At 70.5% G+C, this 18,086-nt stretch carries 17 protein-coding genes; 8 read left to right on the top strand and 9 right to left on the bottom strand.

Annotation, left to right across the window (positions count from 1 at the left end; genetic code table 11):
• Positions 1-152: 152 nt before the first annotated feature.
• A complete protein-coding gene (locus tag BZB76_RS25025) occupies positions 153-974 on the bottom strand; it encodes a class I SAM-dependent methyltransferase (protein WP_121436804.1) in 822 nt (273 codons plus the stop codon).
• A gap of 142 nt (positions 975-1,116) precedes the next feature.
• Positions 1,117-3,114, bottom strand: coding sequence for an acyl-CoA dehydrogenase family protein (locus BZB76_RS25020; protein ID WP_121436803.1), 1,998 nt, complete (start codon positions 3,112-3,114; stop codon positions 1,117-1,119).
• A gap of 235 nt (positions 3,115-3,349) precedes the next feature.
• Between BZB76_RS25020 and BZB76_RS25015 the strand changes: the two genes are divergently transcribed.
• Entirely contained in the window at positions 3,350-4,072 is a 723-nt protein-coding gene (locus tag BZB76_RS25015) for an IclR family transcriptional regulator (RefSeq protein WP_246007179.1), read from the top strand.
• Between the two features lie 79 nt (positions 4,073-4,151).
• On the opposite strand, the gene BZB76_RS25010 is transcribed toward BZB76_RS25015, so the two are convergent.
• Genes BZB76_RS25010 through BZB76_RS25000 form a run of 3 tightly spaced genes read right to left on the bottom strand, consistent with a single transcriptional unit; the run spans position 4,152 to position 6,483 of the window.
• Positions 4,152-5,204: an ABC transporter permease subunit gene (locus BZB76_RS25010; RefSeq protein ID WP_121436801.1), complete on the bottom strand. Its 1,053-nt coding sequence runs from the start codon at positions 5,202-5,204 to the stop codon at positions 4,152-4,154.
• A complete protein-coding gene (locus BZB76_RS25005; RefSeq protein WP_121436800.1) occupies positions 5,201-6,082 on the bottom strand; it encodes an ABC transporter ATP-binding protein in 882 nt (293 codons plus the stop codon). Before BZB76_RS25005 ends, BZB76_RS25010 begins: the two co-directional genes overlap by 4 nt.
• Complete coding sequence (locus BZB76_RS25000) at positions 6,079-6,483, bottom strand: GntR family transcriptional regulator (protein WP_211343163.1); 405 nt, start codon at positions 6,481-6,483, stop codon at positions 6,079-6,081. Before BZB76_RS25000 ends, BZB76_RS25005 begins: the two co-directional genes overlap by 4 nt.
• Positions 6,484-6,578: 95 nt before the next feature.
• On the opposite strand from BZB76_RS25000, the gene deoC reads away from it, so the two are divergent.
• The 6 genes from deoC (at position 6,579) to BZB76_RS24970 (ending at position 11,879) form a co-directional block, all read left to right on the top strand.
• A complete protein-coding gene (gene deoC, locus BZB76_RS24995; RefSeq protein WP_246007178.1) occupies positions 6,579-7,508 on the top strand; it encodes a deoxyribose-phosphate aldolase in 930 nt (309 codons plus the stop codon).
• Positions 7,509-7,510: 2 nt separating this feature from the next.
• Positions 7,511-8,941, top strand: a complete 1,431-nt coding sequence (locus tag BZB76_RS24990; protein ID WP_121436798.1) for an aldehyde dehydrogenase family protein — start codon at positions 7,511-7,513, stop codon at positions 8,939-8,941.
• Positions 8,934-9,800 (top strand): aldehyde dehydrogenase family protein, encoded by an 867-nt coding sequence (locus tag BZB76_RS24985; RefSeq protein ID WP_121436797.1) that lies wholly within the window; start codon positions 8,934-8,936, stop codon positions 9,798-9,800. Before BZB76_RS24990 ends, BZB76_RS24985 begins: the two co-directional genes overlap by 8 nt.
• A gap of 82 nt (positions 9,801-9,882) precedes the next feature.
• On the top strand, positions 9,883-10,689 hold the full coding sequence (locus BZB76_RS24980; RefSeq protein ID WP_121436796.1) for a hypothetical protein: 807 nt from the start codon (positions 9,883-9,885) through the stop codon (positions 10,687-10,689).
• Between the two features lie 6 nt (positions 10,690-10,695).
• Positions 10,696-10,941, top strand: a complete 246-nt coding sequence (locus BZB76_RS24975) for a DUF2630 family protein (protein ID WP_121436795.1) — start codon at positions 10,696-10,698, stop codon at positions 10,939-10,941.
• On the top strand, positions 10,938-11,879 hold the full coding sequence (locus tag BZB76_RS24970) for an LLM class flavin-dependent oxidoreductase (protein ID WP_121436794.1): 942 nt from the start codon (positions 10,938-10,940) through the stop codon (positions 11,877-11,879). The genes BZB76_RS24975 and BZB76_RS24970 overlap by 4 nt, the downstream gene beginning before the upstream one ends.
• 16 nt (positions 11,880-11,895) lie before the next feature.
• Here BZB76_RS24970 and argS read toward each other — a convergent pair whose 3' ends face one another.
• The 3 genes from argS to BZB76_RS24955 form a co-directional block, all read right to left on the bottom strand.
• Positions 11,896-13,641, bottom strand: coding sequence for an arginine--tRNA ligase (argS, locus tag BZB76_RS24965; RefSeq protein WP_121436793.1), 1,746 nt, complete (start codon positions 13,639-13,641; stop codon positions 11,896-11,898).
• 174 nt (positions 13,642-13,815) lie between these two features.
• Positions 13,816-14,943, bottom strand: a complete 1,128-nt coding sequence (gene plsX / locus BZB76_RS24960; RefSeq protein ID WP_121436792.1) for a phosphate acyltransferase PlsX — start codon at positions 14,941-14,943, stop codon at positions 13,816-13,818.
• Positions 14,944-15,054: 111 nt separating this feature from the next.
• Positions 15,055-15,501: a hypothetical protein gene (locus BZB76_RS24955; RefSeq protein WP_246007177.1), complete on the bottom strand. Its 447-nt coding sequence runs from the start codon at positions 15,499-15,501 to the stop codon at positions 15,055-15,057.
• Between the two features lie 385 nt (positions 15,502-15,886).
• Between BZB76_RS24955 and BZB76_RS24950 the strand changes: the two genes are divergently transcribed.
• Entirely contained in the window at positions 15,887-17,203 is a 1,317-nt protein-coding gene (locus tag BZB76_RS24950) for a KamA family radical SAM protein (protein WP_121436791.1), read from the top strand.
• 71 nt (positions 17,204-17,274) lie between these two features.
• Here BZB76_RS24950 and BZB76_RS24945 read toward each other — a convergent pair whose 3' ends face one another.
• Positions 17,275-18,069, bottom strand: a complete 795-nt coding sequence (locus BZB76_RS24945) for a helix-turn-helix transcriptional regulator (protein WP_211343162.1) — start codon at positions 18,067-18,069, stop codon at positions 17,275-17,277.
• Positions 18,070-18,086: the final 17 nt, after the last annotated feature.

Here is an 18,086-nt window from a genome sequence, read left to right as displayed (position 1 = left end):
GAGAGGCGTCCCGGGAACGTTCCGGCCACTACCCAGTGTCGCGGTACCAAGGCCCCGAAGCGGCGGACGACATACCGCCCGGCGAACGGAAATTCCCTACGACGCTTGACCGTGTGCCGTTACTCGTCTTCGTGAACTGTCGTCGTCGCAGGTCAGCGCGGTACGCGGGCGACGCAGAAGACCGTCTGGCCGAACGGCGGCCGGACGAACCGTTCGATGACACGGGTCAGCGGCACGACCGTCCGGTCGTAGATCTTGACGAGCTTCGGGTCCGGGTAGCCCGCGCCGCCGCGGCGCACCGCGAACCACCAGGCGATGCCGCCGAGGAAGTTGATCGGCTTGAGCACCTCGGGAACGAGCCCCGCCGCGCGGACGGTCTCCTCCAGCGTCGCCGGGGTGTACCGGGTGACATGGCCGACCTTGCGGTCGAAGTCGCCATAGAGCTGCATGTAGCCGGGAACCCAGATCACGATCCGGCCGCCGGGCTCGGTGACGGCGGCGAGGTCCCGCAGCGCCTGCGCGTCGTCCTTGATGTGCTCCAGGACGTTCATCATCACGACGGTGTCGACCTTGCGCCGGATCTCGATGTCGGCGGGCAGCGCCAGGTCGATGACCTCGACATCGTCGTTGCCCTCGTAGCGTTTGCGCAGCTCACCGACGCAGTACGGGTCGTTGTCGCTGACGACGAGGTAGTCGAGGCGTCCGGCGAACTGCTCGGAGAAGTGCCCGAGCCCGGAGCCGACCTCCAGCATGGACCGCCCGACGTGCGGCGCGACCGTGTCGTACTCGTACTTGCGGTAGTTGCGGGCCTCGTCCCCGCCCAGATGGTTCTCCAGCGCCCCCTCTCCGGCGGCGGGTTGGACCACGTCGCCGTCCGGCTCGGGATCCCTCGCCGGCTCGGACCGTTTCTGGCGGCTGCCGACGAGGTTGAGGAGGGTTCCGGCGATGGACTTCTTCTGACCAGGTGACTGCATACTTCCCGCTCGCTCGGTGCGTTGGCGTTCGGCTTCCGGGACCTTTGATCTCCGGCACGAAGGTGCGCCAGTCTACCGCCGCGTAGACCCCCGCCAGTGACACTCGACACGGGCGCTCGACACGGACGCTCGACACGGGCGGTCAGCCGACGGTGCGGTGGACGTCCTCCCGTTCGCTCGGCCCCGGTTCGGACGACGCGATCCACGGACCGGGGATGGACGCGTCGAGGACGCCGTCCTCCACCCAGGCGAACTCGCCCGCGAGGACGGCCCGCGCGAGCTTCACGTCCATCGCGTCGGTGTTGCGCCACAGCCCGTCGAACAGCTCCTCGACACGGACGCGCGCCTGGCGGCAGAACGCGTCGGCGAGCTGCACGGCCGACTCACCGGGGTGGGGTGTGCTGGTGCTGACCGGCGGTCCCGCCTCGGACGAGTCGGCGTGGGCGCGAACGCACACCGCGCTCATCGCGAACAGCTCGGCGCCGATGTCGACCATCCGGCCGAGGAACCCCTGCCGGCGTTCGAGACCGCCCTGCCAGCGTCCCGCCGCGTAGAAGATCGACCGGGCGAGCTTGCGGGACGCGCGTTCGACGTACCGCACGTGTTTGGCGAGCGGCCCGAACTCGCCGTACGAGGTCGGGCGTTGGCCCGCGCCGGTGACCAGCGTCGGCAGCCAGCGCGCGTAGAACCCGCCGGCCTTCGCCGCCGCCCGCGCCTTCCGCGCGACGGTCGCGTCCGGGTCGATGATGTCACCGGCCACCGACAGGTGCGCGTCCACCGCCTCCCGCGCGATCAGCAGATGCATGATCTCCGTGGAGCCCTCGAAGATCCGGTTGATGCGCAGGTCGCGCAGCAGCTGCTCGGCGGGCACCCCGCGCTCGCCGCGCGCCGCGAGGGACTCGGCGGTCTCGTAGCCGCGGCCGCCGCGCAACTGGACCAGCTCGTCCGCGACCCGGTACGCCATCTCCGACGACCACAGCTTCGCCAGCGCCGCCTCGATGCGGATGTCGTTGCGTTCGTCGTCGGCGAGCTGGCCGGACAGGTCCAGCATCGCCTCCATCGCGTACGCGGTCGCCGCGATGAACGCGACCTTCTTCGACACGGCCTCGTGCTCGCCGACCGGCCGCCCCCACTGCACCCGCTCCCGCGACCACTCCCGCGCGATCTTGGCGGCCCACTTCCCGGCGGACGCGCAGGTCGCGGGCAGCGAGAGCCGTCCGGTGTTGAGCGTGGTCAGCGCGATCTTCAGGCCCGCGCCCTCCGCGCCGATCAGCGCGGACCCCGGCACGCGGACGTCATGGAAGCGGGTGACGCCGTTCTCGATGCCGCGCAGCCCCATGAACGCGTTGCGGTTCTCGACGGTGATGCCGGGCGTGGACATGTCGACGACGAACGCGGAGATCCCGCCGCGATGGCCGGGCGACTTCGGGACGCGCGCCATGACGACGACGAGGTCGGCGACGACGCCGTTGGTCGTCCACAGCTTGACGCCGTTCAGGACGTAGTCGTCGCCGTCGGGGACGGCGGTGGCGCGCAGCCGGGCCGGGTCCGAGCCGACGTCGGGCTCGGTGAGCAGGAACGCGCTGATCTCGGTGGCGCAGCGCGGCAGCCACAGGTCCCTCTGCTCGCGCGTCCCGAACAGCTTGACCGGCTGTGGGACGCCGATGGACTGGTGCGCCGACAGCAGCGCGGCGATCGCGGGGCTGGCGGACGCCACGACCATGAGGGCGCGGCCGTAGTAGAGCTGGCTCAGCCCGAGCCCGCCGTACTTCTCCGGGATCTTCATGCCGAGCGCGCCGAGGGCCCGCAGCCCGGTGATGACCTCGTCCGGGATGCGCGACTCCCGCTCGATCGCCGTCCCGTCGACCTTCGAGGCGCAGAACTCGGTGAGGGCGGCGAGGAACTCCTCGCCCTTGCGGCGCGACTCCTCGTCCGGGCGGGGATGCGGGTGGACGAGATCGAGGCGCAGGTCACCGAGGAACAGCTGCCGGCCGAAGCTGGGCAGCCGCCATTCGGTCTCGCGCGCCTCCTCGGCGACCTTCCGCGCCGTCCGTTCGTCGACGTGCCCGCGGCCCTGCCCCGGTCGTGTCTGCCGGTGGGTCTGCCGCCGGGTCTGCTGTGCCCGCTCCGTCTGGCTCATGCGCGCTCCTTGTGGGAGACATGCCCGTTTCCCGCAGTTACTCCCCAGTTGTACTGCCCAGTAGTCCTGGTCATGAGCACGGCTTTTCCCAAGTCCGGATCCGGAAACCCCGCCCGGACACGCGCCGGAAATGATGCAATGGGCTCAACCGTCACCGAAGGCCTTGCCACGACTCGGCCAGAGGGGTTCGCTGTGCGTGATGAGTGAGATACGCAGACCCACTCTTATCGCTTCGGTGCAGCGTGCTCTGCGACTCATGGAGGCGGTGGCGGCGCATCCGAACGGAGCGCCCGCCAAACGACTCGCCCGCGAGGCCGATCTTCCGCTCGCCACGACCTACCATCTGCTGCGCACCCTCGCCCACGAGGGCTACGCGGCCCGGCTGTCGGACGGCGTGTGGGTCCTCGGCGAGCGCATCGGGTCCCTGCACGGGCAGAGCCGGCGGCAACGGCTGTTCGCGAGCATCCGTCCGGCGCTGACGGCCCTGCGGGACGACATGGGCGCCGCCGCCTACTTCAGCATGCTCCAGGACGACGAGATCCGCCTGATCGACATCGCCGACGGCCCCCGCACCCCGCGCGTGGACCTGTGGGTCGGCTTCGAGGACGCCGCGCACGCCACCGCCATCGGCAAGTGCGTGCTGAGCCAGTTCGACGACGAGAACCGCCGCGACTACCTGTCCCGGCACCCGCTGGTCGACCTGACCCCGAACACCATCACCGAACCGGGACGGCTGCTCCGCTCCCTCGAACCGTGCGGCGGGCTGCTGTTCGACCGCGAGGAGTACGCCCTGGGCACCGGCTGCGCCGCCGTCCCCGTCACCGACGCCACCGGCACCACCGTCGGCGCCCTCGCCGTCTCGTGCCCGCCCGGCAGGCTCCCCCGAATCGCGGGTTCGGCGCACCGGCTGCGCGCGACCGCCGAACGGCTCCAACGCGCCCTGACCCTGACCGCCTGACCCTCCGGATCACCGTGCCCCTGGCCCTTGCCCCCGCCGATGGAGAGGGCCAGGACGGTGCTGTCAGCGGAGGCCGTGTTCAGGACAGGCGGCGGCGCGTCCAGTAGAAACAGAGGCCCGTCAGCCCAAGGGCCAGCACCACGAACAGACCGGTCTCGGCCCACTGGAGCGGCCAGAAACGATCGGCGGGGTGGTAGGCCACCTTCTGCTTGTAGCCCTTCTTGGCGAGGTCGTCGAAGCACGCCTGCGGCGGACCCTCCGGAGGCTCGCCATTCGGGCCCGGCGGCGGCGGGGTGCACGGGGCCCCGGCGGCGAGGACGATCGGTATATGGCCGACCTTGTCGCCGGACGAGTCGACGGTCTCGTTCGTGAACGTCCAGGCCCCCGGTTCCGGCTCCACCTCGACCCGGAGGAACGCCCGCTGACCCTCGTCCCGCATTATCATCATCTCCCCGTGATTCTCGGACGTGATCGCCACGGTTTTGCTCTCGGACGGAATGATGTTGGGACGGATCCACATCGGCACCGCGACCTGGAGGCCGACGAACACGGCCAGCGTGATCGCCATGGCCGGCAGCGTGCGGCGGACGATCACCCCGACGGTGACGCCGAGCGCGAACGCGAACGCCGCGTAGCCGATCGGGACGATGCCGCGCGAGAGGAAGACGAGCGGTGTGATCCGCGAGATGTCGTCGCTGGCGGCCTTGTCGAAGGGATCCGACCACCAGTCCGCGGCGAACACCGCGATCCCCGTGGCGACCATGGCGGCCACGCCGACGACGGCGAGCTTGACGGCCAGCCAGCGCGTCCGCGTGATGCTCTGGTTCCAGACGAGCCGGTGCGTGCCCTGCTCGATCTCGCGGGTGATCAATGGCGCGCCCCAGAAGATCCCGATCAGGCCGGGCAGGAACGCGACGATGAGGATCACTGCGCCGAAGGCCATCTCGTGGTCGTCGAAGAACCGCCGGGTGAATTGCGAGCAGTCGCCCTGCGCGGTGCAGGAGGCGAATCCGGTGTTGAACTCGTCCGCCATGCCGGGGCCGGTGATCGCGAGAGCGGCGCAGAGGACCGCGAGCCCGCCGAACACCACCGCGGCCTGGACGCGGAACTGCCGTAGCGTCAGCCAGATCATCGAACCGCCTCCAACGTGGAACGGGTGGGCGTGTCGCTCATGTAGGCCAGGACCAGGTCTTCCAGTCCGACCTGACCTACGGTCCATGCCGGGTCGTGGATCGCGCCCTCCGTCCGGACGATGAAGGTGCTCTGCCGGTCGGTGTGGCTCTCCGACACGACCTGCTGGTCGGCGGGAAGCGTGGCCGGGTCGCGGCGCGGGCCCGTCAGGCGGTGGTGGGTGGCGAGCAGGTCGTCGACGTCCCCGGCCACCCTGACCCGGGAGTCCACGAGCACGACCAGGTAGTCGCACGTCCGTTCCAGGTCGGACACCAGGTGGGACGACAGGACGACGCTGAGGGAGTGCTCGACCGCCGCCTCCATCAGATGCTGGAGAAATTCGCGGCGGGCCAGCGGGTCGAGCGCGGCGACCGGCTCGTCGAGGATCAGCAGCTCGGGCCGTTTCGCGATGCCGAGCGTGAGGGCGAGCTGGGCGCGCTGCCCGCCGGACAGCTTCCCGGCCCGGCGCGCGGGGTCGAGCCCGAGCCGCTCCAGGCGCTCACGGGCGATCGCGGCGTCCCAGCCCGGGTTCAGCCGGGCGCCCAGCCGGAGATGGTCGGCGACGCTCAGCCCGGCGTAGGTGGGCGTGTCCTGCGCGACGAATCCGACCCTGGCGAGTTGGCCCGGTCCGTCGGCGGGACGCCCGCCCAGCACGCGGATGCTGCCCGCGCTGGGCGCGAGCTGCCCGACGGCGAGGTTCAGCAGGGTCGTCTTCCCGGCGCCGTTCGGCCCGACTAGGCCGATGACCCGTCCGGCCGGAAGGTCCAGCGTGCAGTCGGACAGCGCCCACCGCTTCCCGTACTTCTTGCCCAGGCCGCGGGCCTCCAGGGCGGCGGTCATGCTATGTCCTCCTGGCGGGCGGACCGAAATGTGGTCATGAACAGCGCCTCGATGCTCTCGTCGTCCATTCCGGCCATCCGCGCCTTGACGAGCCAGCGCTCCAGGTCCTTGCGCAGCGGGCCGTGCGCGGCGAGCGAGTCGCCCGCGAGGGTGCGCGTCACGAAGGTGCCGACCCCGGGCCGGGGCTCGACGAGACCCTCGCGCTCCAGTTCCCGGTATGCCTTCAGGACGGTGTTGGGGTTGATGGCGAGCTGTGCGACCACGTCCTTGACGGTCGGCAACCGGTCGCCCTCGTGCAGCAGGTCGAGCCGCAGGGCGTGCTTCACCTGCCGGACGATCTGCATGTACGGCGACACCCCCGACCCGGAGTCCAGATGGAACTCGATCACCGGCACCTCCATTTAACTATCATGTTAGTACTTTAGCTGTATGGCACTGCGGGATGTCAACGAACACTCGCTTTGTGCCTACGGCCCGGTTCGGCGATGCTGGGGAGGTGTCAACGGAGACTCTGAACGGCGCCGCCGAGTTGCGCGCCTTCCTGCGCGGGCTGCCCGGCGTCGACCGGGTGGGAGCCGAGGAGCGGGCCGCGCGGCTGGCCTCCCGGTCGATCAAGACGACGGCGAAGGCCGAGGCCATCGATCTCGCGATCTCGATGGTCGACCTGACCACCCTGGAAGGCGCGGACACGCCGGGGAAGGTGCGGGCCCTGTGCGCCAAGGCGGCGCGGCCCGACCCCGCGGACGGGACGGTGCCGAAGGTCGCGGCCGTGTGCGTCTACTCCGACCTGGTGGACGTCGCCGTCCGGGCGCTCCAGGGCACCGGCATCGGGGTGGCGAGCGTCGCGACCTCGTTCCCGTCCGGCCGGGCCCCGCTGGAGGCCAAGCTCGCCGACACGCGGGCGGCGGTCGCGGCGGGCGCCGCTGAGATCGACATGGTGATCGACCGGGGCGCCTTCCTCGCCGGCGCGTTCGGGAAGGTGTTCGACGAGATCACGGCCGTCAAGGAGGCGTGCGGCACGGCCCACCTGAAGGTCATTCTGGAGACGGGCGAGCTGGCCACGCTCGACAACGTCCGGCGCGCGTCGTGGCTGGCGATGCGGGCCGGAGCCGACTTCATCAAGACCTCGACGGGCAAGGTCTCCCCGGCGGCGACGCTGCCCGTCACGCTCGTGATGCTGGAGGCCGTCCGCGACTACCGGGCCGCAACCGGACGTCAGGTCGGCGTCAAACCGGCGGGCGGCATCCGCACCACCAAGGACGCCGTCCGGTACCTGGTGCTGGTGAACGAGACCGCCGGGCCCGACTGGCTGACGCCGGAGTGGTTCCGGCTCGGCGCGTCCAGCCTGCTGAACGACCTGCTCATGCAGCGCCGCAAACTGTCCACCGGCGTCTACTCCGGTCCCGACTACTTCACGCTGGACTGACCATGGTCTTCGAGTACGCCCCCGCGCCCGAGTCGCGCGCCGTCGTCGACATCCGCGCCTCGTACGGGCTGTTCATCGACGGCGAGTTCGTGGACGGACACGGCGAACCGTTCAAGTCCATCAACCCCGCCGACGAGAGCGTCCTCGCCGACATCGCCCGCGCCGACGAGAGCGACGTCGACCGTGCCGTCACGGCCGCCCGCACCGCCTACGACACGGTCTGGGGCCCGATGCCGGGACGGGAACGCGCCAAGTACCTGTACCGCATCGCGCGGATCGTCCAGGAACGGTCGCGTGAGCTGGCGGTGCTGGAGTCGATCGACAACGGCAAACCGATCCGCGAGTCACGGGACGTGGACGTCCCCCTGGTGGCGGCGTGGTTCTTCTACTACGCGGGATGGGCCGACAAGCTCGCCCATGCCGGGTTCGGGCCCGACCCGCGGCCGGTGGGCGTCGCGGGGCAGGTGATCCCGTGGAACTTCCCGCTGCTCATGCTCGCCTGGAAGATCGCGCCCGCGCTGGCCTGCGGCAACACCGTCGTGCTGAAACCCGCCGAGACCACGCCGCTGACCGCGCTGCTGTTCGCCGACATCTGCCGGCAGGCCGACCTGCCGCCCGGCGTCGTCAACATCGTCACCGGCGCGGGCGACACCGGCCGCGCCCTCGTCGCGCACGACGGGATCGACAAGGTCGCCTTCACCGGGTCCACCGAGGTGGGACGGGAGATCGCCCGTGTCCTGGCGGGCACCGGCAAACGGCTGACGCTGGAACTCGGCGGCAAGGCCGCCAACATCGTCTATGAGGACGCCGCCCTCGACCAGGCCGTCGAGGGCATCGTCAACGGGATCTTCTTCAACCAGGGGCATGTGTGCTGCGCCGGGTCGCGGCTGCTCGTCCAGGAATCGGTCGCCGAGGAGGTCCTCGAACGGCTCAAGGCCCGGATGGCGACGCTCCGCGTCGGAGACCCGCTCGACAAGAACACCGACATCGGCGCGATCAACTCCGCCGAGCAGCTCGCCAAGATCCGGGAGCTGTCGGCCGCCGGGGAGGCCGAGGGCGCCACCGCCTGGTCGCCGCCGTGCGAGCTGCCCGCGCGGGGCTTCTGGTTCGCGCCGACGGTGTTCACCGACGTGGCGCAGTCGCACCGGATCGCGCGGGAGGAGATCTTCGGGCCCGTCCTGTCGGTCCTGACGTTCCGGACGCCCGACGAGGCCGTGACCAAGGCCAACAACACCCCGTACGGGCTGTCGGCCGGAGTCTGGACCGAGAAGGGCGCCCAGATCCTGTGGACGGCGCAGCGGCTGCGCGCCGGAGTCGTGTGGGCCAACACGTTCAACAAGTTCGACCCGGCGGCCCCGTTCGGCGGCTACAAGGAATCGGGGTTCGGCCGCGAGGGCGGACGCCACGGACTGGAGGGCTACCTCAGTGTCTGACCGGACGCCCGAACGGCTGGCCGTTCGCAAGACCTACAAGCTGTTCATCGGCGGCGCGTTCCCCCGATCGGAGTCCGGCAGGACATACGTGGTCACCGACGCGAAGGGGCGGTTCACGGCCAACGCCGCGCAGGCGTCCCGCAAGGACGCCCGTGACGCCGTCGCCGCCGCCCGCAAGGCGTTCCCCGGCTGGTCCGGACGGACCGCCTACAACCGGGGTCAGATCCTGTACCGGATCGCCGAGATGCTGGAGGGCCGCCGCGACCAGTTCGTCGGCGAACTCCGCCACGCCGGTGCGTCCAAGGGCGACGCCGCGCAGGAGGTCGACGCGGCCGTCGACCGGTGGGTCTGGTACGCCGGGTGGGCCGACAAGCTCGCCGCGGTGACGGGCGCCGCGAACCCGGTGTCGGGGCCGTTCTTCAACTTCTCCGCCCCCGAACCCACCGGTGTCGTCGCCGTTCTCGCGCCCGACTCGCCGCTGCTCGGGCTCGTCTCCGTGGTCGCCCCGGTGATCGTGTCGGGGAACACGTGCGTGGTCGTCGCGTCCGAACCGGCGCCGCTGCCGTCCATCACGCTGGCCGAGGTGCTGGCGACGTCCGACCTGCCCGGCGGCGTCGTCAACGTCCTCACCGGGCGCCGCGCCGAGATCGCACCATGGCTCGCCTCCCATATGGACGTCAACGCCCTCGACCTCACCGGAGCCGCCGCCGAGCACGTTCGTGACCTGGAGGGCGACGCCGCCGGGAACCTCAAGCGCGTTTTTCGCGACACCGGGACCGACTGGACGGCCGAGCCCGGAACCGCCCGGATGACGGCGTTCCTGGAGACCAAGACCGTCTGGCATCCCATGGGCGTCTGAGAGGAAATGACGCGCCGTGTGTAGAGCGTCACAAAGTGTGGAATAGATCTCCCCGTATCTGATCATCACGGGGGGGAGATCAGTGCCTACCAAGACGGCGTCACGTACGAAGAGCAGTTCGAAGAGCACGTCGAAGACGGCGAGAGGCTCGTCCAAGAGCACGGCGGCCAAGAAACCGGCCGCCAAGAGCACCACGGCGCGGAAGACGTCCGCGGCGTCCAGCCGGACGTCCTCGGCCGCCGCGACCCGGGTGACCAAGGCCGCGAGCCAGGCCAAGACGGCCGCGACGCAGATGAAGTCGGTCGCGACCAAGGCATCCTCGTCGGCCAAGGCCATGACGGCCATGACCAAGGCGATGACCAGCGCGACCAAGGCCATGTCCGACGCCGCCAAGGCGATGGACGCGGCCGCCAAGGTCATCACCACCACCGCCAAGAGCACCGGAAGCCGGAGCACGACGGCGAAGAAGAGCACGTCGTCCAAGTCGGGCACGTCGTCCCGGTCGGGCACGGCGGCCAAGTCGGGCACGGCGCGCAAGTCGACGTCGGCCGCGTCCAGCCGGACGAAGTCGGCGACGACGTCCCGGCGGACGGCCGGGTCCAAGACGTCCGGCACGGCGAAGAAGTCGACCACGGCCAAGAAGACGACCACGGCGAAGCCGCGGACGTCCGCGGCGCGCAAGTCCACCTCGTCCTCGACCCGAACGACCACGAGGGCAAGGTCCGGCACGGCCAAGGGGTCCGCCAGATCCGGGACGGCCCGGACGGCGACCGCGTCGCCCGCCTCGCCCGCATCGCCCATGGTCGACCCGAAGCCCGGTTCGCTCCAGCACTCGACCCGGACCGACGGCGGGTTCCTCAGCGGGCTCACCGCCGGGCGCGAGCGCTGAAAGGCCATGGACGAGAAGGACATCCTGGAGCGCATCAGCGAGTACGTCGGCGAGGAGCAGCGGCTCCGGGAGCGCTACCAGCGCCGCGAACTCGGCCGCGAGGAGGAGCACCGGCGGCTGGAACGGCTGGAGGTCGCACTCGACCAGTGCTGGGACCTGCTGCGCCGCCGCCGGGCCCGGCTGGAGGCCGGTGCGGATCCCCGCGACGAGGACGTCAGACCGCCCGACGAGGTCGAAGGCTATCTGCAATGACGGGCCGCGGAACGCTGCGGTTCGGGGTGTCCCTCGAACCGGACGCGTCGACCCCGCTGCTCGACATCGCGCGGAACGCCGACCGCTTCGGCCTCGACTTCCTCGGCGTCCGCGACCAGCCGTACCGGCGCGGCACCGCCGACGCCGTCACGGTGCTGGCCGCGGCGCTGACCGCCACGACCAGGATCCGGGTGCTGCCCGCGGTGGCGTGCCTGCCGCTGCGGCCGCCCGCCGTCCTCGCCAAGGCGATCGCGACGATGGACCGGCTCAGCGGCGGCCGCGTCGAACTCGGCCTCGGTGCGGGACTGTCCCTGGAGGGCGTCGAGGCGTACGGCGGGACACGTCCCGGCGACGGGGCCACGGCGCTGCGCGCCCTCGCGGAGGCCGTGCAGATCATCCGGATGCACTGGAGCGACCAGAACGGGCTCCATTTCCGTGGCGAGCACCACCGGTTCACGGCGTTGCAGGCGGGCCCGGCCCCGGCGCACCCGATCGGCATCTGGCTCGGCGTCACCGGGCCCCGCGGCCTCGCCCTGGCCGGACGCGTCGCGGACGGCTGGATCGCGCCGTCGTCGCTCGTCCCGCCGAGCCGGCTCGCGGACGGGCAACGGCGCCTCGACACCGCCGCCGCCGAGGCGGGCCGCGACCCCGCCGAGATCCGCCGCGTCTACATCTGCGAGGGAACGATCGACGGACGAGAGACCCGCGGCTTCCTCCACGGCCCGCCGCGCCAGTGGGTCTACGAGCTGTCCGAACTGGCGATCGGCCACCGCGTCGACACGTTCTTGTTCGGCGGCGACCCCGAGCAGTTGCCCGAGTTCGCACTGGAGATCGTCCCGGCCGTCCGCGAACACGTCACCCGCGAACGGACACCCACCCAGGACAACGTGTCCCCCCCGGGGGACCGTGTCCACCCAGTGACCCCGTCCACCTCGTGAGTGTGCCGGACGTCGATCACATGCGCTCGGGCGTGGGGACGCCGAGAAGATCGAGGCCGGTGACGAGCGTGCGCAGCGTCGCCGCGCACAGCGCCAGCCGGGACGCCTTCGTCTCCTCGTCGGGGGCCTTCAACACCGGGCAGTTCTCGTAGAAGGTCGTGTAGGCGTCCGCGACCGCGTAGACGTAGGACGCCAGCCGGTGCGGTTCGGCGGTGTCGCCGGCCTGCTTGAGGACCGCGCCGAACCCGAGGAGTTCGAGGGCCAGCGCCCGCTCCGCGGGGTGCCCGACGACGATCGGACCGGTCGCGTCGCGCGGGTCCAGGCCGCCCTTCCGGAAGATCGACCTGATCCGCGCCGTGGCGTACTGGAGATACGGGCCGGTCTTGCCGTTGAACGAGATCATCCGGTCGAAGTCGAAGATGTACTCGCTGTCGCGGGCCACCGACAGGTCGGCGTACTTCACCGCGCCCATGCCGACGTCCCGGACGATCTCCGCGCGGGTCGCGTCGTCGAACGGCTCGTCGTGCTGGATCTCGTCGAACACCGCCCCGGCCCGCTCGACGGCCTCGTCCAGCAGCTCGGACAGTTTGACGGTCCCGCCCGCGCGGGTCCGCAGCAGCCTGCCGTCGGTGCCGAGGACGCTGCCGATCTGGGCGTGTTCGGCCCGGATATCGTCGTTCAGCCAACCTGCCATCCGGGCGACGGCGAACACCATCTGGAAGTGCAGCGCCTGCGTCGAGCCGACCACGTAGATCATCCGGTCGACATGCTCGGTGTCGACCCGGTACCGGATCGTGGCGAGGTCGGTCGTGGAGTAGTTGTAGCCGCCGTCGCTCTTGCGGATGATCACGGGGAGGGGCTCGCCCTCGCGGCCGGTGAACCCGGGCGGGAACGCGCACAGCGCCCCCTCGCTGACCACCGCGATGCCCTTGTCCTCCAACTCCTGGACGGTCGGGCCCAGCAGGTCGTTGTAGAAGCTCTCGCCCTTGATGTCGTCGTCGGTGAGCGTGATGCCGAGCCGTCCGTAGACGTCGTTGAAGTACTGCTTGGACACGTCCACGAGGATGTTCCACAGCCGCAGCGTCTCCGCGTCGCCCGCCTGGAGCGCCACGACCCGCCGGCGCGACCGGTCGGCGAACTCCTCGTCGCCGTCGAACTTCCGCCGGGCGGCCTGGTAGAACTCGGTCAGGTCGCGGACGGACGCGTCGCCCCGCGCGGCGGCGTCCTCACCGAGGTCGAGCAGGTGCTCGATCAGCATGCCGAACGGGGTGCCCCAGTCGCCGACATGGTTGTCGCGGACGACGTCGTGCCCGAGGAACGCCAGGATGCGGGCGATGGCGTCCCCGACGATCGTGGTCCGCAGATGCCCGACGTGCATCTCCTTCGCCACGTTCGGCGAGGAGTACTCCACGACGACCTTCTGCGGCTTGTCGACCGGGGGGACGGCGAGCCGTTCGTCCTCCAGGGCCCGCTGCGCCTCCGCCGCGATCCATGCGTCGCTGAGCGTCAGGTTGATGAAGCCGGGCCCGCTGACCTGCACGTCCGACACGACACCGCCGGTGTCGAGGTTCGCGACGATCTCCTCGGCCACCTCTCGTGGCTTGCGGCCCAGCTTCTTGGCCAGCGGCAACGCCACATTGGCCTGAAGGTCGGCGAACGACGACGGTCGGATGACCGGGTCGGCGTCCGCGTACGACGGTCCGAAGGCGGCGGCCAGCGCGGCCTGGACCCGGGCGGCGAGTACGAGTTGCGGGTCGGACATCCCCCAAGGCTATCGGCGCGACGCTGTGTTTGTTGAAATCCCGCTCAGGGCCACTCGCCTGGCGGCTCGCATCCCTGCTCGGGATTGTGCGAGCGCTGCATCGCTTCGCGATCTGGTCGAGGAGGCTCGCCTTCGGCGTCGCCACCTCGACCACGTAACGCGCTCGCGCGGTGGCTAAGGCTGTTTCTGAACGGACCCGTTCTGAACGGACCCGAGGTCTCCGGGCGGCGGTTCTTCGGTGCTGTCGCGTTCGCCGTGCGTTCGGCGGCCGAACCGGGACGTGCGGGTCAGCGCGACCTGCTCGCGGATCCGTTCCACGATCCGCCCGGCGGCGAGCCGGTGCGCCAGCTCGCACGCCGAGGTGATCGCGCGGGCACGGGAGGCGCCGTGCGCGATCACGACCGTGCCGTTCAGGCCGAGCAGGACGCCGCCGCCGTAGGTGTCGGGGTCGAAGCGGTCGCGCAGGTCCCGCATCCGGCGGCGCTGGAGGAGGGCGCCCATCCGCGCGGCGGTGCCGGTGGTCATCGTCTCCCGGACCTCGCCGAACGCGGTCCGGATCGTGCCCTCCATGGTCTTCAGCGCGACGTTGCCGGTGAAGCCGTCGGTGACGACGACGTCGACACGGCCGCTCAGCAGGTCATGGCCCTCGATGTTGCCCGCGAACTCGATGCCGTGGTTGCCGCCGCCGGACAGCAGCTCATGGGCCCGTTTCGTCGCCTTGTTCCCCTTGCCCGGCTCGGCGCCGATGTTGAGGAGGCCGACCGTGGGACGGTCGAGCCCCAGCAGGATCTGCCCGTAGGCGGTACCGAGCGCCGCGAACTGGACCAGGCCCTCGGGCTTGACGTCCGCGGTGGCGCCCGCGTCCAGCAGGATCGTCGGACGCGGCCGGGTCGGCAACGTCACCGCGATCGCGGGCCGCATCACGCCCTGCTGGCCCTTCAGCCGCAACCGCGACGTCGCCACGACCCCGGCGGTGCTGCCCGCCGAGACCAGCGCCGACGCCCGCCCCTGTTTGATCAGATGGCAGGCGATCGCGATGGACGAGCGGGGCTTGCGCCAGCTCGCCAGCGCGCCCTCGTCCATGTCCAGGGCCTCGTCCGCGTGCACGATCGGGATCTTGCCGACGGCGTCGTAGCGCTCCAGCTCCTGGCGGATCCGCGCGGCCTGCCCGACCAGGACGAGCCCGACGCCGTGCTCGCGGGACGCCTCCACCGCGCCCGCGATGATCTCCTCAGGGGCGTGGTCGCCGCCCATGGTGTCGACCGCGATCGGCAGCGGACGGATCGCGCCGGTGCCGGTCATGGCCGCTCCAGAGGGGTGACGGGGAACAGGGGAGGGAAGGAGGTCGAACGCGGTGCGCGGCGATCACGCGGCTCATCGCATCGTAGGACGTTCCTCCTTCCGCCATGACGACTACCCGTCCTTCGTCCGGCAATCCGCGCCGAGGCACGGCTTGTTCTCCACGACCGGTCGCCCGTCCACGAGGATCGTGTAGTAGCTCTTGCGCGTCTCCTGTTCGCCGCTGCCGAGAACCTCGACGGTCTTCTTGTCGGAGGTCGTGCCGGTGCAGGACACGCGCATCTTCGTCTTCGTCCAGCCGGGCAGGTCCTCGCACTTCAGCGGCGACGCCAGACTCACGCCGTGTTCGCGCAGCTCGGCCGCCGCCGTCACCGGCAGCGCCGCGCGCAGCGCGGACTGCGTCTTGTACTGGAGCTCCTCACGGCCGGTCAGCAGGAACGCGACTCCGCCGCCCACCAGCACGAGCAGGAGCAGCCCCGCGGACCCCAGGATCAGGACCTTCCCGCGCTTCGTGCCGGTGACCTTCCGGCTCATCTCCACGACCTTGTGACGTATATCCACGACTGGAACGTCACCGTCAGTGGTTGGTCACATGCGACGGGTGAAGGTTTTTTCCGTCCCGTATGCGGATTCTTGCCCGGACGGCGTCCGCCGCGGCCGTGGCCGGGTGGAGCGAAGGTTCTTGCGGAGTCCGGCTCCGGAGAGTCTCCTGACGCAGCGGCCCACGTGCCGTTGTCGTTGTACTGGGGATGTGACGCCAACGATGATGTCCAGGCGATTTGGCGGGATTGCCGTGACCTGCTTTGTAGCTCCCGGGCGGTGGGCATCAATTCGGCATGAACCCGTCTTAACGGGTTGAATGGGGGTGTTCTGAGGAGAATCGATCACGGTCCGTGATGACGCACCTCAGGGTGCGCCTCCCGCTGACAGCAAGGAGAACCAACACGTGACACTGGTGAACGACGCGGCACCCGCGGTGCGATCCACCGGTCGCAAGTTCCGCGCCTTCACGGCGAAGCACCTGGACGAGCTCACCGCTCGCGCGGGGCTGTCGCCCGAGCAGCGGCTCGCCACCCGGGCGGTGGCGACGGTTCTGCCGTTCCGGACGAACGCCTACGTCGTCGACGAGCTCATCGACTGGTCGGCCGCGCCCGACGATCCCATGTACCGGCTGGTCTTCCCGCAGGAGGACATGCTGCCGGCCGAGGACGTCGCGCACCTGTCCGACCTCCTGCGCCGCGAGGCCCCCAAGGCGGAGATCGAGGCCGCCGCCCATGCCGTGCGGATGAAGCTGAACCCGCATCCCGCCGGGCAGATGGAGCTGAACGTTCCCAGCTTCGGCGACGGCAAGATCCCCGGAATGCAGCACAAGTACGACGAGACCGTTCTGTACTTCCCTAAACAGGGGCAGACCTGTCATGCCTACTGTACGTACTGCTTCCGCTGGGCCCAGTTCGTCGGCGAGGCCGACCTCAAGATGGCCGGAGACGACGTCACCGCCCTGCGCGACTACCTCGTCACGCATCCCGAGGTCACCAGTGTGCTGTTCACCGGCGGTGACGCCATGATCATGGGTGAGCCGGTACTGCGCCGCTACATCGAGCCGCTGCTCGACCTCGAACAGCTCGAGTCCATCCGGATCGGGACGAAGTCCCTCGCGTACTGGCCGCAGAAGTTCGTCACCGACCCGGACGCCGACGACATGCTGCGCCTGTTCGAACAGGTCGTCGAGTCGGGCAAGAACCTCGCCTTCATGGCCCACTTCACGCATCCGCGCGAACTCGAACCGCTCATGGTCGCCGAGGCGTGCCGCCGGATCCGCGACACCGGCGCGGTGATCCGCACCCAGTCCCCGGTCATTCGGACGATCAACGACGACGCCGTGACCTGGGAGACCATGTGGCGCACCCAGACCCGGATGGGCCTGGTGCCGTACTACCTGTTCGTCGAGCGCGACACCGGCCCGCAGGACTACTTCGCCGTCCCGCTCGTCCGCGCGTACGAGATCTTCCGGGACGCCTACCGCAACGTCTCCGGGCTGTCGCGCACCGTCCGGGGCCCGTCCATGTCCGCCACCCCGGGGAAGGTCTGTGTCGACGGCGTCGTCGACCTGCACGGCGAGAAGGCCTTCGTCCTCCACTTCATCCAGTGCCGTGACTCCGACCTGGTCGGCAAGCCGTTCTTCGCGAAGTTCGACCCGAACGCGGTCTGGCTGGACGATCTCGAACCGGCCTTCACCGACCGCTTCCCCTGGCAGAAGTAGCAGTCGCCGTCGGCGTGTCCGCCGCCCCCACGAGCGGACACGCCCCGCGGGAGGCGCCGCGACCGGACGCCCTACCGGTGGCCGGGCGTGTGCCCGTACTCCTTCCGGAACGCCTGGATGAACGCGGACGGGCTCGCGTATCCCACCTCGTGGGCGACCGTGCCCACCGGGTGGAAGTCCAGCAGCACCCGGGCGGCGCGCAGCCGCAACAGGGTCCGCCAACGCGTGTAGGGCATGCCGAACTCGCGGACGAAGTCACGCTGCAACGTCTTGACGCTGACGCGGAGCCGGAGGGCCCACTCGTCGAGCCGCGTCGGATCGGCCGGGTCGTGGGAGAGGCTCCGCGCGACGGCCAGCGCGAACCCGGTGCCGCCGCCGGTGCCCGCGTCGGTGTTCGTATCGTGCGCCGCCGAACCGTCCGGTGCGCCGATGCCGGCCAGGATGCGTCGGCGGGCGGTGAGCGCGGTCGTCTCGTCGCAGCCGCGCCGGGCGAGCAGCGTGATGAGCCGTGCGGCCTCGTCGTCGACCGGCACCGGCCCGGCGCGGAGACCGTCCAGCGCGGGCGGTTCCTCACGCAGGCAGATCCGGTAGACGGTCTGCCGGTCGCCCGCCCGCACCTCGTGGCTCACCGCGCGCCGCGCCCAGAACCCCTCCCCGGCGCCGACGAACCGGACGGACGAGCCGTGCAGTGTCGCGAGCGGCCCGTCCGGGGACCAGTACAACTGATGGAGAAAGTCCTGACGGCTCTCGCCGAACGCCAACGCGACGACCGACCGGTACCGGAGCACGAGGATCCCCCCGGGATCACCGAGCCCGTAGCCGAACTCCTCGCAGATCTCCGGGTCCACCACCGGATGACGCGTCACCGACACAGGGTGTCCTC

Origin of the sequence: Actinomadura pelletieri DSM 43383, assembly GCF_003634705.1 — a bacterium.
Taxonomy (GTDB): Bacteria; Actinomycetota; Actinomycetes; order Streptosporangiales; family Streptosporangiaceae; genus Spirillospora; species Spirillospora pelletieri.
This window is presented reverse-complemented; position numbering and strand designations above follow the sequence as displayed.

Bases quoted from the DNA above. Each gene is read 5' to 3' on its own strand.
- BZB76_RS25025 (WP_121436804.1), bottom strand. From the start codon at position 974: ATGCAGTCACCTGGTCAGAAGAAGTCCATCGCCGGAACCCTCCTCAAC.
- BZB76_RS24990 (WP_121436798.1), top strand. From the start codon at position 7,511: ATGGTCTTCGAGTACGCCCCCGCGCCCGAGTCGCGCGCCGTCGTCGAC.
- BZB76_RS24970 (WP_121436794.1), top strand. From the start codon at position 10,938: ATGACGGGCCGCGGAACGCTGCGGTTCGGGGTGTCCCTCGAACCGGAC.
- plsX (WP_121436792.1), bottom strand. From the start codon at position 14,943: ATGACCGGCACCGGCGCGATCCGTCCGCTGCCGATCGCGGTCGACACC.
- BZB76_RS24975 (WP_121436795.1), top strand. From the start codon at position 10,696: ATGGACGAGAAGGACATCCTGGAGCGCATCAGCGAGTACGTCGGCGAG.
- argS (WP_121436793.1), bottom strand. From the start codon at position 13,641: ATGTCCGACCCGCAACTCGTACTCGCCGCCCGGGTCCAGGCCGCGCTG.
- BZB76_RS25005 (WP_121436800.1), bottom strand. From the start codon at position 6,082: ATGACCGCCGCCCTGGAGGCCCGCGGCCTGGGCAAGAAGTACGGGAAG.
- BZB76_RS25000 (WP_211343163.1), bottom strand. From the start codon at position 6,483: ATGGAGGTGCCGGTGATCGAGTTCCATCTGGACTCCGGGTCGGGGGTG.
- BZB76_RS25010 (WP_121436801.1), bottom strand. From the start codon at position 5,204: ATGATCTGGCTGACGCTACGGCAGTTCCGCGTCCAGGCCGCGGTGGTG.
- BZB76_RS25020 (WP_121436803.1), bottom strand. From the start codon at position 3,114: ATGAGCCAGACGGAGCGGGCACAGCAGACCCGGCGGCAGACCCACCGG.